Origin of the sequence: Stenotrophomonas sp. PAMC25021 (assembly GCF_004795795.1) — a bacterium.
Classification (GTDB): Bacteria; Pseudomonadota; Gammaproteobacteria; order Xanthomonadales; family Xanthomonadaceae; genus Stenotrophomonas; species Stenotrophomonas muris.
Genome location: NZ_CP039255.1, coordinates 1,262,760 through 1,275,928, shown reverse-complemented (window position 1 = coordinate 1,275,928; position 13,169 = coordinate 1,262,760). Strand labels below are relative to the sequence as shown.

The 13,169-nt window shown below is 67.7% G+C and carries 15 protein-coding genes; 12 read left to right on the top strand and 3 right to left on the bottom strand.

Translation table 11 applies throughout. The features are described 5' to 3' along the window. Nucleotides 1-64: 64 nt before the first annotated feature. From E5790_RS06210 to E5790_RS06200, 3 genes are all read left to right on the top strand, one after another. Nucleotides 65-706 carry an arylesterase gene (locus E5790_RS06210; RefSeq protein WP_032956728.1) on the top strand — a complete coding sequence of 214 codons (642 nt, stop codon included), beginning with the start codon at nucleotides 65-67 and terminating at the stop codon, nucleotides 704-706. 87 nt (nucleotides 707-793) lie between these two features. Beyond that, a complete protein-coding gene (locus tag E5790_RS06205) occupies nucleotides 794-1,507 on the top strand; it encodes a response regulator transcription factor (protein WP_002811889.1) in 714 nt (237 codons plus the stop codon). A gap of 154 nt (nucleotides 1,508-1,661) precedes the next feature. Further along, nucleotides 1,662-2,933: a HAMP domain-containing sensor histidine kinase gene (locus E5790_RS06200; protein ID WP_014645975.1), complete on the top strand. Its 1,272-nt coding sequence runs from the start codon at nucleotides 1,662-1,664 to the stop codon at nucleotides 2,931-2,933. A 135-nt stretch (nucleotides 2,934-3,068) separates the two neighbouring features. On the opposite strand, the gene E5790_RS06195 is transcribed toward E5790_RS06200, so the two are convergent. Beyond that, nucleotides 3,069-3,770 (bottom strand): SGNH/GDSL hydrolase family protein, encoded by a 702-nt coding sequence (locus tag E5790_RS06195; RefSeq protein WP_014645976.1) that lies wholly within the window; start codon nucleotides 3,768-3,770, stop codon nucleotides 3,069-3,071. Between the two features lie 213 nt (nucleotides 3,771-3,983). Between E5790_RS06195 and E5790_RS06190 the strand changes: the two genes are divergently transcribed. From E5790_RS06190 to E5790_RS06150, 9 genes are all read left to right on the top strand, one after another. Next, complete coding sequence (locus E5790_RS06190; RefSeq protein WP_014036025.1) at nucleotides 3,984-4,379, top strand: diacylglycerol kinase; 396 nt, start codon at nucleotides 3,984-3,986, stop codon at nucleotides 4,377-4,379. 33 nt (nucleotides 4,380-4,412) lie between these two features. Next, complete coding sequence (locus tag E5790_RS06185; RefSeq protein ID WP_005408127.1) at nucleotides 4,413-5,162, top strand: TerC family protein; 750 nt, start codon at nucleotides 4,413-4,415, stop codon at nucleotides 5,160-5,162. Nucleotides 5,163-5,388: 226 nt separating this feature from the next. Next, entirely contained in the window at nucleotides 5,389-6,549 is a 1,161-nt protein-coding gene (locus tag E5790_RS06180; RefSeq protein WP_014645977.1) for an MFS transporter, read from the top strand. 544 nt (nucleotides 6,550-7,093) lie between these two features. Then, nucleotides 7,094-7,714, top strand: a complete 621-nt coding sequence (locus tag E5790_RS06175) for a LemA family protein (RefSeq protein WP_049404134.1) — start codon at nucleotides 7,094-7,096, stop codon at nucleotides 7,712-7,714. A 3-nt stretch (nucleotides 7,715-7,717) separates the two neighbouring features. Then, on the top strand, nucleotides 7,718-8,605 hold the full coding sequence (locus E5790_RS06170; RefSeq protein ID WP_136191709.1) for a TPM domain-containing protein: 888 nt from the start codon (nucleotides 7,718-7,720) through the stop codon (nucleotides 8,603-8,605). Beyond that, complete coding sequence (locus E5790_RS06165) at nucleotides 8,605-9,099, top strand: TPM domain-containing protein (protein WP_032955917.1); 495 nt, start codon at nucleotides 8,605-8,607, stop codon at nucleotides 9,097-9,099. The genes E5790_RS06170 and E5790_RS06165 overlap by 1 nt, the downstream gene beginning before the upstream one ends. 95 nt (nucleotides 9,100-9,194) lie before the next feature. Beyond that, nucleotides 9,195-10,082 (top strand): prolipoprotein diacylglyceryl transferase, encoded by an 888-nt coding sequence (gene lgt, locus E5790_RS06160; RefSeq protein WP_046428907.1) that lies wholly within the window; start codon nucleotides 9,195-9,197, stop codon nucleotides 10,080-10,082. Beyond that, on the top strand, nucleotides 10,079-10,873 hold the full coding sequence (locus tag E5790_RS06155) for a thymidylate synthase (RefSeq protein WP_046428910.1): 795 nt from the start codon (nucleotides 10,079-10,081) through the stop codon (nucleotides 10,871-10,873). Before lgt ends, E5790_RS06155 begins: the two co-directional genes overlap by 4 nt. A gap of 5 nt (nucleotides 10,874-10,878) precedes the next feature. Then, nucleotides 10,879-11,370 (top strand): dihydrofolate reductase, encoded by a 492-nt coding sequence (locus E5790_RS06150; RefSeq protein WP_168708243.1) that lies wholly within the window; start codon nucleotides 10,879-10,881, stop codon nucleotides 11,368-11,370. 128 nt (nucleotides 11,371-11,498) lie between these two features. Here the strand turns inward: E5790_RS06150 and E5790_RS06145 are convergent, their stop codons facing one another. Both E5790_RS06145 and E5790_RS06140 read right to left on the bottom strand, forming a co-directional pair. Then, nucleotides 11,499-12,146 carry a DUF1287 domain-containing protein gene (locus tag E5790_RS06145; RefSeq protein ID WP_134808531.1) on the bottom strand — a complete coding sequence of 216 codons (648 nt, stop codon included), beginning with the start codon at nucleotides 12,144-12,146 and terminating at the stop codon, nucleotides 11,499-11,501. Continuing rightward, nucleotides 12,143-13,159 (bottom strand): symmetrical bis(5'-nucleosyl)-tetraphosphatase, encoded by a 1,017-nt coding sequence (locus tag E5790_RS06140; RefSeq protein WP_014645985.1) that lies wholly within the window; start codon nucleotides 13,157-13,159, stop codon nucleotides 12,143-12,145. Before E5790_RS06140 ends, E5790_RS06145 begins: the two co-directional genes overlap by 4 nt. Between the last annotated feature and the right edge of the window lie 10 nt (nucleotides 13,160-13,169).

Genomic DNA, 13,169 nt, shown 5'->3' with positions numbered 1-13,169 from the left:
CCTGGTCGACGGCGATGGCGACGGGCGTGCTGCGGGGGGACAGGCTGTCGATGAGGAGACTCCAATGCGCAAGACGGGATGGAGCCGGCGAGCCGGCGCGATGATGGTGCTGCTGCTGGGATTGCTGCTGCCCGGGCTGGCCGGAGCCAAAGACCCGGCAGGTACGGTGCTGGTGCTCGGCGACAGCCTCAGTGCTGCCCACAATATCCCTGCCGACGCCGGCTGGGTCAGCCTGTTGCAGCAGCGGGTCAGGCAACAGTCGAAAACACCGGCGCGCATCGTCAATGCCAGCATGAGCGGGGAAACCACGGCCGGCGCGCTGACCCGCCTGCCGGGCCTGTTGGCGAAGGAAAAGCCGACGGTGGTGGTGATCGCGCTGGGCGGCAACGACGCGCTGCGCGGGCTGACCCCGGCACAGGTGCAGGGCAACCTGGAAAAGATGGTACAGGCCAGCCAGAAGGCCGGCGCCAGGGTGCTGCTGCTGGGCATCGACGTGCCGCCCAACTATGGGCCCGCTTACCGCCAGCGCCTGGCGGCGGCCTACAAGGCGCTGGCCACGCAGTACAAGGTGCCGCTGCTGCCGTTCCTGCTGGAGGGCGTGGCCCTGCAGCCGGGCATGATGCAGGCCGATGGCCTGCACCCCACGGCGCAGGCGCAATCGAGGGTGCTGGACAACGTCTGGCCACTCCTGCGGCCCCTGCTCTGAACGATTTACAACCCTCTTGACGGAACTTCACATCGCGTCCACCGTCGATCCGGCATGTTTCACAAAGCTGAAGTTAGAGGGAATCACATGCGTCAGACGAAGGAGACCTCCGGCTTGGTGCTGGTGGTCGAAGACAACCGCAACATCTCCGAGATGATCGGGGAATACCTGGAAGGTCGCGGCTTCGAAGTCGACTATGCACAGGACGGCCTGGATGGCTACCGCCTTGCGGCGGAGAACAGCTATGACGTCGTGGTGCTCGACCTCATGTTGCCGCGCCTGGATGGCATCGAAGTATGCCGTCGCCTGCGCAACGATGCGCGCAAGTCCACCCCGGTGCTGATGCTCACGGCACGCGACACGCTGGACGACAAGCTCACCGGCCTCGGTTTCGGCGCCGATGACTACCTGACCAAGCCGTTCGCGATCCAGGAGCTGGAAGCCCGCCTGCGCGCGCTGATCCGCCGTGAACGCCGCCAGGTGGGTTCGGAAGTGCTGAAGGTCGCCGACCTGGTGCTCGATCCGGTCAGCATGCGGGCCACCCGTGCCGGTACCGAACTGCAGCTGTCGCCGATCGGCCTGCGCCTGCTGACCATCCTGATGCGCGAATCGCCGCGCGTGGTCACCCGCCAGGAGATCGAACGCGAGATCTGGGGCAATGGCCTGCCGGATTCGGACACCCTGCGCAGCCATCTGTACAACCTGCGCAAGATCATCGACAAGCCGTTCGACCGTCCGCTGCTGCACACCGTGCAGAGCGCCGGTTACCGCATTGCCGATATCGCCCAGCCGATGGCCTGATCGGGGCCAGGCCGGTGCAGCATCAGGCCCGGCCGGGCAACGACCCCCGCACCGGGCACGGATGACCGGCCGGCACTGCCGCCGGTCATCCTCCGTGCACGACTACGGCGCAGCGCGCTGCCTATAATCGCAGCGCTCTGACCGGGACCCCGCAATGCCGCACGGCCTGCCGCGCAAGATCCGTATCGCCTTCATCCTGCAGGCAGTCCTGGCCAGCCTGGGCATCCTGCTCGGTGCCTGGCTGGTTTCGCTGGTGATCAAGCACAGCCTGGTCGGCGCCGCCCTGCGCGAGGAAGCGGCCTATTACTGGACGCTGCACGAGGCCTCGCCGGTGCAGCCACCGCCCAACACCCAGAACATCCGCGGCTACCTGCTGGAAAGCGGGCAGTCGGCGCTGTCGTTGCCGGCCAACCTGCGCAACCTGGAACCCGGTTTCCACGAGCTGCCCAAGGATGACCAGCTGGTACTGGTCGATGTGCGTCCGGCCGGCCGCCTGTACCTGGTGTTCCTGCGTTCGCGTGCGGAGATGCTGGCGTTCTGGTTCGGCATCGTGCCGGTGCTGCTGACCCTGTTGGCGGTGTATGGCGCCAGCTGGGTCACCTACCGGGCCTCCAAGCGCCTGGTGTCGCCGGTGAACTGGCTGGCACGGCGCGTCTCGCGCTGGGACCCGGGCCACCCGGAGGCGGCCGACCTGGAACCGAACAAGCTGCCCGCGGACATGCAGGGCGAGACCCGGCAGCTGGCGGCCGCGCTGCATTCGCTGGCCAACCGGGTCAGCGCGCACGTGGCGCGCGAGCGCAATTTCACCCGCGATGCGAGCCACGAGCTGCGCACGCCGTTGACCGTCATCCGCGTGGCCAGCGACATGGCCCTGGGCGATGAAACCCTGCAGCCGCGCCTGCGCCGCAGCCTGCAGCGCATCCAGCGCGCCGGCCGTGACATGGAAGCGGTGATCGACGCGTTCCTGATCCTGGCCCGCGAGGCCGACGTCGAACCCCAGATCGAGCTGTTCGACGTCAACGACATCGTCCGCTACGAGGTGGACAACGCCAACGAACTGCTGGGTACGCGTCTGGTGTCAGTGCACCTGCACAGCGAAGGCCCGGTGCAGCTGCACGCGCCGCCGCGGGTGCTGCAGGTGGTGGTCAGCAACCTGGTGCGCAACGCCTGCAGCTACACCGACGAAGGGCGTATCGACGTGCACGTGCTCAATGACCGGGTGGTGGTGCGCGACACCGGCATCGGCATGTCCGCCGAGGCGCTGTCGCGCGCGTTTGAACCCTTCTACCGCGCCGAGCCGAGCCGCCCGCAGGGCACCGGCCTGGGCCTGTCGATCGTGCGCCGGCTGTGCGACCGCTTCGGCTGGAAGGTCAGCCTGGCCAGCCAGCCGGGCAAGGGCACCGAAGCCACGGTGGTCTTCCGGTAACGCGGCGACCTGCCGGGGTCGGATCCCGTTGCGGCGCAACCGGCTCTGACCCCATCCCGCTGAAATGTCGGTAGATCCAGGCCATGCGTGGATGGGGTGCGGTAGCGCCGGGCCATGCCCGACGTCCACAGTGCCTCAGTTGCAGTTGACCTTCGGCGCCAGCGCCTTGGTCCAGATCGCATAGCCGGCCGGGGTCATGTGCAGCATGTCCTCGCGGAACAGCGTCGCGTCCGGCTGTCCATCGGCGCCGAGCATCGGCGTGTAGATGTCGGTGAAGCCGGTGTTGGGCAGCCTGGCCAGCGCAGCCTTGATCAGCGCGTTGGCTTCGTTGATCGCCGGCAGCAGGTGCGCACGCGACGGGCTCGGCTTGATCGACAGGTACTCGACCCTGGTCTTCGGCAGGTCGCGGTGCACGCGCTGCACGAAGGCGACCACGTCATCTCGCACCTGCATGGCGCTGCGGCCGCTGTTGAGGTCGTTGTCACCGGCGTAGAAGAACACCTTGCACGGCGCATACGGCACCACGATCTGGCCGGCATACCAGGTGCTGTCGCGCACTTCCGAACCGCCGAAGCCGCGGTTGAACACCGGCTGGCCGGGGAAGTCGGTGGCCAGGCTCTCCCAGAAGCGGATCGAGGAGCTGCCGATGAACTCGATGCCACCACGGGGCGGCGGGTTGGCCTGGTCGGCGCTGGCGAAGCGGGCCATGTCGCCGGCCCAGGCCACATTGGAGACCTGTTCGGGCACCTGCGGCGGCCTGGCCGGGCTCAGGGCCTGGGCAAGCGGTGCGGCAGTCAGCAGGCCCAGCATCAGCAGGCAGGTACGGCGACGGGACATCAGGCGCTCCAGCAGGCAAGGGGAGCTCCATCATAGAAGCACGGCCCAGCCCGGTGCTTGCCCCTGGCAGGCCGTTCAGCGGGCCGGTGCGGGGTGCGGTTGGCGGCCTTGTGGCAAAATGGCGGCCATCTGCCTATTCCTGTGCACCCATGATTTCCTGCCGTGCGTCTGAGCGGTCGCTGCGCCGCGCCCCTGTTGCTGGATGTTCCACCCGTGGCTGATCAGTTCGGCCACATGCCCCGCGGCCCGCGCCGCATCTTCCAGGCCGCCCGCTGGTCCTGGCAGGGCCTGCGCGCCGCCTGGCTGCACGAGTCCTCGTTCCGGCTGGAGGTATACCTGCTGGTGATGCTGACTCCGGTCGCGATCTGGCTGGGCCAGACCCCGGTCGAACGCGCGCTGCTGATCGGCTCGATGCTGCTGGTGCTGGCGATGGAGCTTGCCAACTCGGCCATCGAAGCGGTGATCGAACGCTACGGCAGCGAGATCCACGAGCTGGCTGGCCGCGCCAAGGACATGGGCTCGGCAGCGGTGTTCGTGCTGATGATGAACGTGCTGCTGTGCTGGGCGCTGGTCGTGGTTCCGCACGCGCTGGCCGGCAGCTACGGCTGAAACCCCATTCCCCCACTGCCTTGAAGAGTTTCCATGTCCTTTGAGTTCCTCGCCGACCCCAATGCCTGGGTGACCCTGTTCACGCTCAGCGCGCTGGAAATCGTGCTCGGCATCGACAACCTGGTGTTCATTTCCATCGCGGTCAGCAAGCTGCCGGAAGAGCGTCGTCCGTTCGCACGCAAGCTGGGCATCGCGGTGGCCTGCATCACCCGCATCGGCCTGCTGGTCTCGCTGGCCTACCTGGCGCACATGGCGGCCAACCTGTTCACCGTGGCCGGCATGGGCATTTCCATCCGCGACCTGGTACTGATCGTTGGTGGCCTGTTCCTGATCATCAAGGGCTGCATGGAGATCAAGGAACTGATCAGCGGTGGCGAGGACGAAGACCCCAGCACCACCAAGGCCTCGGCCGTGTTCGGCTACGTGATCGCCCAGATCGCGGTGATCGACATCGTGTTCTCGCTTGACTCGGTGATCACCGCCGTCGGCATCGCCGACCACATCCCGGTGATGGTGGCGGCCATCCTGCTGTCGGTGCTGGTGATGCTGCTGGCCGCCAACCCGCTGGGCCGCTTCATCGACGCCAACCCGACCGTGAAGATGCTGGCCCTGGCCTTCATCCTGATGATCGGTGCGGTGCTGATCCTGGACGGCCTGGACGTGCACGTGCCCAAGCCCTACATCTACGCCGCGATGGGCTTCTCGGTGCTGGTGGAGTGGCTGAACCTGCTGATGCGCCGCCGCGCCCGCGAACACAACGTGCCGGGCGCCGGCAACTGGTAAGCGCGCCATTGGCACGTGTGTCCCAGAACCCCCGGCCTGGCCGGGGGTTCTGCGTTGTGGGCGCGGCTCTACAACGAACGGCGCTGCGGTTTTTGCACTTGCGGCGGCGTTCCGGCCTCCACTTGTGAATCAGGATCAACAGTGTTTTCCCGGGCCGAGGCTTAATCCGGCGCAGCAAAGCGCGCAGGCTACGCACTCCCGATTCCCGCCCCCCAGGAAACCCCCCATGAATTCCAGAGCCGCCTTGCTGGCGCTTGCCGTTGGCGCCTTCGCCATTGGAACCACCGAATTTGCCCCGATGGGCCTGTTGCCGGTCATCGCCGACGGCGTGGGGGTTGGCATCCCCACCGCCGGCATGCTGATCACCGCCTACGCCGTGGGCGTGATGCTGGGCGCGCCGGTGATGACCCTGCTGATGGGCCGTTTCGGCAAGCGCACCGCGCTGATGCTGCTGATGTCCATCTTCGTGGTCGGCAACCTGCTGTCCGCGCTGGCGCCGAACTACGGGCTGCTGCTGCTGTCGCGCCTGGTCACCAGCCTCAACCACGGCGCCTTCTTCGGCATCGGTGCGGTGGTCGCCGCCAGCCTGGTGCCGAAGGAAAAGCAGGCTGCCGCCGTGGCCACCATGTTCATGGGCCTGACCATCGCCAACATCGGCGGCGTGCCGCTGGCGACCTGGGTCGGCCAGCAGCTGGGCTGGCGCCTGTCCTTTGCCGGTACTGCGGCGCTGGGCCTGATCGCAATCACCGCGCTGGGCTTCGCGCTGCCGGCATCTGCACCGGGGCCGCGCCCGGACGTGCGCCGCGAACTGAAGGCGATCCTGCAGCCGCCGGTGCTGCTGGCGATGGCCACCACCGTGCTCGGCGCCGGTGCCATGTTCACCCTCTATACCTACGTCGCACCGGTGCTGACCGAATTGACCGGCGCCTCCAATACCTTCATCGCGATCTCGCTGGCGCTGATCGGCATCGGCTTCACCCTCGGCAACGGCATCGGTGGGCGCATGGCCGACTGGTCGCTGGATGGCGCCACACGGATCCTGCTGGCCGTCCTGGCGGTGCTGATGTTCGTGCTGCCGCTGGCCTTCATGAGCCACGCCACCGCCGCCCTCGGTGTGCTGCTGTTCGGCGCGGCGACCTTCGCCCTCGTACCGCCGCTGCAGATCCGGGTGATGCAGGCGGCCAGCGAGGCGCCGGGCCTGGCGTCGTCGATCAACGTCGGTGCGTTCAACCTGGGCAATGCGGTGGGTGCGGCGCTGGGCGGTGCGGTGATCAGCTCGGGCCTGGGCTATGCCGCGATTCCGGTGGCCGGTGGCCTGCTGGCGGCATCGGGCCTGCTGCTGGCGTGGCTGGGGCGTCCCCGCACTGCGGTGGCTGAGGCCTGCTGAGGGGTGTTGGATTCCGGCAGGGCTTGCAGCCCTGCACCCGCCGAATCAACGTCAACGTCAACGGCAAAAGCCTGCATTCCGTGGGTTGGCGGGTGGGTCCGGTTGAGGGGGACGCTGCAAGTACGTCCATGTAAGCTCGGTCGCCGCATCCACGCGGCTCACGCCCCCTCAACCGGACCCACCCCGCCTTCGACAGATTCCCGCGATCTGTCGTAACGGCGTTCCGCTCTGGTAGGTGTCGACCTTGGTCGACACGAATGCCTGAAGAACCGGCTTTTGCTTTTGATTTTTTCTTTTGATCCTCCCGCGGTGCGCAGGAAATTGTCCGTGGCCGGGAGGGTGGGTTGGCTGGGGGCGTGAGCCGCATGGATGCGGCGACCGAGCTTACATGGACGTACTTGCAGCGCCCCCCAGCCAACCCACCCTCCCGGCCGACCCCGATAACGCTTCCTTGCCACCCACCGCGGAGGGGGCGGCGCCCGATGGCCGGTCTTTCACCCGAACCGTGGCATGCTCGGTGCCCAGTCCACCCGGAACCTCCGCCATGCGCCTGTTCACCCGTGTCCTGCCCCTGATGCTGCTGGCCTCCCTGCTGTCCGGCTGCGGCTACAACGCCATCCAGCAGAAGGATGAGGCGGTCAAGGCCAGCTGGTCCGAAGTGCTCAACCAGTACAAGCGCCGCGCCGATCTGGTGCCCAACCTGGTGCAGACGGTGAAGGGCTTTGCCAGCCAGGAAGAGCGCGTGCTGACCGAAGTCACCAACGCCCGTTCGCGCGTCGGCCAGATCAACGTCAACGCCGACGACGAAGCCTCGCTCAAGCAGTTCCAGCAGGCCCAGGGTGAACTCGGCAGCGCACTGTCGCGGCTGCTGGTGGTCACCGAGAACTACCCGGTGCTGAAGTCCGACCAGAACTTCCGCGACCTGCAGGCCCAGCTGGAAGGCACCGAAAACCGCATCACGGTTGCGCGCGGCCGCTACATCCAGCAGGTGCAGGACTACAACACCTACATCCGTTCGTTCCCGCAGGTGGTCACCGCCAAGATCTTCGGCTACAAGACCAAGCCGAACTTCACGGTGGACAACGAAGCGCAGATTTCCAACGCGCCAGCGGTCGATTTCGGCAACGCGCCGCAGCAGCAGCCGGCGCCGCAGCCGGGTCACTGACCGATGCGCCTGGCCACTGCGCTGCTGGCCCTGCTGCTGTGGCTGCCGTTGGCAACGCAGGCACAGCAGCTGGCGCCGATTCCTGCGCTGGACTCGCCGGTGGTCGATACCACCGGCACGCTGGACGCCACGCAGAAGCAGGCGCTGGTGCAGCAGGCGATCGAGCTGCAGCAGCGCAAGGGCAGCCAGCTGCAGGTGCTGGTGGTGCCCACCACCCAGCCGGAGGACATCGCGCAGTACACCACGCGGGTCTTCGATCAATGGCAGATCGGCCGCAAGGGCGTGGATGACGGCGTGCTGCTGGTGGTGGCCAAGGATGACCGGCGCGTGCGCATCGAGCCGGGCTACGGCCTTGAAGGCGCCATTCCCGATGCCATCGCCAACCGGGTGATCCAGGAATACCTGGTCCCGCGCTTCCGCAGCGGCGACTATGCCGGCGGCATCACCGATGCCACGGCGGTGCTGGTCAAGCTGATCGACGGCGAACCGCTGCCGGCACCGGTCAGCGGTCATCGCGGGCGCGAGCCCGGTGGTGGTGGCGATACCTGGTTCCTGGCGCTGTTCATCGGCGTGTTCGCCGGCAGCATCCTGCGCGGGGTCTTCTCGCGCGTGCCGCGTCCGCTGCGCGGCCTGCTCGGCGGCGCGGGTGCGGCGCTGGCAGCATTCCTGTTCACCTCCACGCTGCTGGCCAGTGGCCTGGCCGGCGTGGTCGGCCTGATCGTGGCGATGCTGTCCGGCCACCCGGGTCGCTTTGCCGGCGGTGGCGGTTGGGGCGGTGGCGGCTGGGGTGGCGGAGGCGGTTTCGGCGGGGGCGGTGGATTCGGTGGTGGTGGTGGCTGGGGCGGTGGCGGCGGCCGTTCCGGTGGCGGTGGCGCTTCGGGAGGCTGGTGATGATCCAACGTCTGTTCCGCCATGTATTCTCGCCCTCGGTGCGGCGTGCCTTCCCGCCGGCCACATTGCAGGCGATCACCGAGGCCATCGCGGCCGGTGAGCAGCGCCACGGTGGGCAGGTGATGTTCGCGGTGGAAGCGGACCTGCCGCTGGGTGCGCTGTGGCACAGGGTGACCCCGCGCCAGGCCGCCGAGCATGCCTTTGCGCGCCTGCGAACCTGGGATACCGCCCACAACAACGGCGTACTGATCTACCTGCTGCTGGCCGATCACGCGATCGAGATCGTTGCCGACCGTGGCCTGCACGGCCGGGTCAGCCCGGCGCAGTGGCAGCGGGTCTGCACCCACCTGCGCGAGGGCCTGCGCGGGGCCCATCCGGTCGAGGCATTGCAGGATGCCATCGACGAGGTCTCCAGCCTGATCGAAGGGCACTTTCCGGCCGCCACGCGGTCCGAGCATGACGCGTTGCCTGACGCGCCGCAGATCCTGGACTGAACCCTGATCTGCGGCGTGGTCCTCCGCCCGTGCCGGCCCCGGCCCCGGGCGGGGCAGGGACGCTAAAATACCCGTACTCCCGCCAGGCGTTTTCCATGATCTATTTCCACGACATCGACCCCATCGCCCTTTCGCTGGGGCCGATCAAGGTGCACTGGTACGGCATCATGTACCTGCTCGGCTTCACCGCAGCGTGGCTGCTGGGCCGCACGCGCATTGCCGCGGGGCGCCTGCCGGGCGTCGATGCCAACGGCTTCTCCGACCTGCTGTTCTACGCCATGCTCGGCGTGGTGCTGGGCGGGCGCATCGGCTACATGCTGTTCTACGCGCTGGGCGATTTCCTGCACAACCCGCTGCTGCTGTTCAAGGTGTGGGACGGCGGCATGAGCTTCCACGGTGGCCTGCTGGGCGTGCTGGGCGCCTGCTGGTGGTGGTCGCGCAAGCACAAGCTGCATTTCTTCGACACCATGGATTTCATGGCGCCGCTGGTGCCACTGGGCCTGGGCTTCGGGCGCATCGGCAACTTCATCGGCGCCGAGCTGTGGGGCAAGTACACCGACGGGACCTGGGGCGTGGTGTTCCCGTCCGGCCTGCCGGCCCCGCTGAACCAGCTCGACCACGCGACGCTGCAGGCGCAGTTCGCCACCGGCGCATTGAACCCGTACGCCCGCCATCCGTCGCAGCTGTACGAAGCGTTCCTGGAAGGCCTGGTGATGTTCGTGGTGCTGTGGGCGGTGTCGGCCAAGCCGCGCCACCGCTACCTGGTGGGTGGCCTGTTCGCGTTGATGTACGGCCTGTTCCGCTTCGCGGTGGAGTTCGTGCGCATGCCGGACAACGGCGTCTACGTGGCCTTCGACTGGCTGACCCGTGGCCAGATCCTCAGCCTGCCGCTGATCGCCTTCGGCCTGGTGCTGCTGGTGATGTCGCGCCGCGCGCCGGTGCTGCAGCCGCAGTTGCCGGTGGCTGCCGAGGGCAAGCCATGAAGCCCTACCTGGACCTGCTGGCGCACGTGCTCGAGCATGGCGCCGAGAAGAGTGATCGCACCGGTACCGGCACCCGCAGCGTGTTCGGCTGGCAGATGCGCTTCGACCTCACCGAAGGCTTTCCGCTGGTCACCACCAAGAAACTGCACCTGCGCTCGATCATCCACGAGCTGCTGTGGTTCCTGAAGGGCGACACCAACATCGGCTACCTGAAGGACAACCAGGTGCGCATCTGGGACGAGTGGGCCGACGAGAACGGCGACCTCGGCCCGGTCTACGGCAAGCAGTGGCGCAGCTGGGCCACCGCCGACGGCCGCCAGATCGACCAGATGCAGTGGCTTGTGGACGAGATCAAGCGCAACCCCGATTCGCGCCGGCTGGTGGTCAGTGCCTGGAATGTGGGCGAGCTTTCGCAGATGGCGTTGATGCCATGCCATAACCTGTTCCAGTTCTACGTGGTGGACGGCAAGCTCAGCTGCCAGCTGTACCAGCGCAGCGGTGACATCTTCCTTGGCGTTCCGTTCAACATCGCCAGCTACGCGCTGCTGACCCACATGGTGGCGCAGGCCACCGGCCTGGGCGTGGGCGACTTCGTGCATACGCTGGGTGACGCGCACCTGTATTCGAACCACTTCGAGCAGGCCCGCGAGCAGCTGTCGCGCGCGCCGCGCGCGCTGCCGAAGCTGTGGTTGAACCCGGAGGTGACCGACCTGTTCGGCTTCCAGTTCGACGACATCCGCATCGACGGCTACGACCCGCACCCGGCGATCAAGGCGCCGGTGGCGGTATGAGCGCCCTGAAGCTGTCGATGATCGTGGCGCTGGACCGCAACCGTGGCATCGGCCAGGGCAATGCCATGCCCTGGCACCTGCCGGATGACTTCAAGCACTTCAAGGCGCTCACCCTGGGCAAGCCGATCCTGATGGGGCGCAAGACGGCCGAGTCGATCGGCCGCGTGCTGCCGGGGCGGACCAACCTGGTGCTGACCCGCAGCGGCCAGGTGCCGTTCGAGGGCATGCGTGCGGTGGCGTCGCTGGACGAGGCGAAGGCGATTGCCGAAGGCGAGGGCGCCAGCGAGCTGTGCATCATCGGCGGCGGCGAGATCTTCCACCAGTTGCTGGACCAGGCCAGTGACCTGTACCTGACCTGGGTCGATGCCGAAGTCCCCGCCGATACCTATTTCCCCGAAGTGGACGTGCAGGACTGGCAGGAAGTGAGCAGCGAGCCGCACCCTGCCGACGAACGGCACGCCTACGCGTTCCGCTTCGTGCACTACGTGCGCCGCTGATCGCGGAAATACCAACGAAAACACCGACGGGGTAGAGTCGACTGTTGGTCGACTGCTCTCGGCGGTCACCCGAAAAACCCGCGCTGCGCGCGATAGTCGACTAACAGTCGACTCTACCGGGACTGTCGCTACGGCATCCGGTAATGCCCGATGATCGCGTGCTGGAACAGCAGGTTCTCTTCGCGCGTGCCGCGCGCGATGTTGTGCAGCACCAGCGGTGTGCCGTTGGCCAGGCGCCGGTCAGAAACGATGCCCACGTGCAGCAGGCCGTTGCCATTGAGCTTCCAGGCAACGATGTCGCCGGCCGCGTAGTCGGCGGCGAGGGCCGTGACCGGTTGCTGCCAGCCCTGGCGCTCGAACCAGCGCATCAGGTTCGGTACACGACGATGATCGATGTTGCGGTCCGGCCGTGACAGGCCCCAGATCGCCGGATAGGCACTGAAACTGCCGCGCATGTCCTCATGCACGCGTGCCTGCAGGTCCAGGCCCAGATCGCGCAGGGCGCGCACCACCACGTCCGTGCACACGCCCCGATCCAGTGGCACGTCGCCGCCGGGATAGGCCAGTACCTGGTAAGCAGGATCGTAACGGGTGGTGACGCCGACCTGCGCGCGGGCTGCGGCCACCAGTGGCGGCGAAGGGGCCTGCGGCTGCGTCGGCGCATGTGCGGCACCATCCGCAGCCGTGGGAGCAGGCGGCGAGCCGGGCTGGCAGCCGCTGGCCAGGGCCAGCGTCAGCAGCAGCACCGTCCCTGGTGCCCAGCCGCGCCGCGTCACGCCTGCGGCGGGGGACTGTTGTGGGTGCCGCCACCCGCGCCGCCCCCTCCGCCACCACGACGGCGACGGCGGCGTGGGCCACGGTTGCCCGGGGTGGCAGCGGCGTTGCCGCCCTGTTCCTTGCCCTGCGTCGCGGCGCCGGGGCGCTCGTGCGCCGGTCGCGCCGGCGGGCGGGCGTTGGGCACGGGTGCCGGTACGTCGCGGCCCGGAACCTGCACCACGCGCAGCTCGTCGGTATCAAGCTGGAGCGCGGTCAGCTTGCCGCCCCAGACCGCGCCAGTGTCGATGGCGTGCACGCCCTGGGTGATGGTCAGGCCCAGCGCCGACCAGTGGCCGCAGACGACCTTGAGGTCGCGCTCGACCCGGCCGGGCACTTCGAACCAGGGATACAGCCCCTGCTCCTGCGTGCCCGGCGTGCCCTTGTCCTCGATGCCGATGCGCCCCCGCGGGGTGCAGTAGCGCATGCGGGTGAGCACGTTGATGATCGCGCGCGAGCGGTCGTAACCGGACAGGTTCGGGGCCCAGCTCGGCTTGTCGCCGTACATGTTGCGGAACAGCTTGCGGTAGCCGGCGCCATGCAGTTGCACCTCGACCTCGGCGGCATGCTTCTCGGCCATCTGCGTGGTCCACTTCGGCGCCAGGCCGGCGTGCACCATCATCCAGCCCAGCTCGCGGTCCACGTGCACCAGCTTCTGCAGGCGCAGCCAGTCCAGCAGTTCGTCGCGGTCCTCGGCCTGCACGATGCGCAGCAGGTCCGGGTTGACCTTGCGCTGTTCCTCTTCGGTACGCGAACCGACGGCCAGCAGCGAAAGATCATGGTTGCCCAGCACCACCACGCTGTGCTCGCGCAGCGAGTGCACCAGCCGCAGCGTTTCCAGCGACTGCCCGCCGCGGTTGACCAGGTCGCCGCAGAACCACAGGGTGTCCTGCGCCGGGTCGAAGCGGATCTTCTCCAGCAATCGCTGGGTGACGTCATAGCAGCCCTGCAGGTCGCCGATCGCCCACACACTCATCGTTCGGCCT

Excerpts from the sequence above, each read along its gene's own strand:
- E5790_RS06210 (WP_032956728.1), top strand. The coding sequence starts at position 65 with ATGCGCAAGACGGGATGGAGCCGGCGAGCCGGCGCGATGATGGTGCTG.
- E5790_RS06205 (WP_002811889.1), top strand. The coding sequence starts at position 794 with ATGCGTCAGACGAAGGAGACCTCCGGCTTGGTGCTGGTGGTCGAAGAC.
- E5790_RS06200 (WP_014645975.1), top strand. The coding sequence starts at position 1,662 with ATGCCGCACGGCCTGCCGCGCAAGATCCGTATCGCCTTCATCCTGCAG.
- E5790_RS06195 (WP_014645976.1), bottom strand. The coding sequence starts at position 3,770 with ATGTCCCGTCGCCGTACCTGCCTGCTGATGCTGGGCCTGCTGACTGCC.
- E5790_RS06185 (WP_005408127.1), top strand. The coding sequence starts at position 4,413 with ATGTCCTTTGAGTTCCTCGCCGACCCCAATGCCTGGGTGACCCTGTTC.
- E5790_RS06180 (WP_014645977.1), top strand. The coding sequence starts at position 5,389 with ATGAATTCCAGAGCCGCCTTGCTGGCGCTTGCCGTTGGCGCCTTCGCC.
- E5790_RS06175 (WP_049404134.1), top strand. The coding sequence starts at position 7,094 with ATGCGCCTGTTCACCCGTGTCCTGCCCCTGATGCTGCTGGCCTCCCTG.
- E5790_RS06170 (WP_136191709.1), top strand. The coding sequence starts at position 7,718 with ATGCGCCTGGCCACTGCGCTGCTGGCCCTGCTGCTGTGGCTGCCGTTG.
- E5790_RS06165 (WP_032955917.1), top strand. The coding sequence starts at position 8,605 with ATGATCCAACGTCTGTTCCGCCATGTATTCTCGCCCTCGGTGCGGCGT.
- lgt (WP_046428907.1), top strand. The coding sequence starts at position 9,195 with ATGATCTATTTCCACGACATCGACCCCATCGCCCTTTCGCTGGGGCCG.
- E5790_RS06155 (WP_046428910.1), top strand. The coding sequence starts at position 10,079 with ATGAAGCCCTACCTGGACCTGCTGGCGCACGTGCTCGAGCATGGCGCC.
- E5790_RS06140 (WP_014645985.1), bottom strand. The coding sequence starts at position 13,159 with ATGAGTGTGTGGGCGATCGGCGACCTGCAGGGCTGCTATGACGTCACC.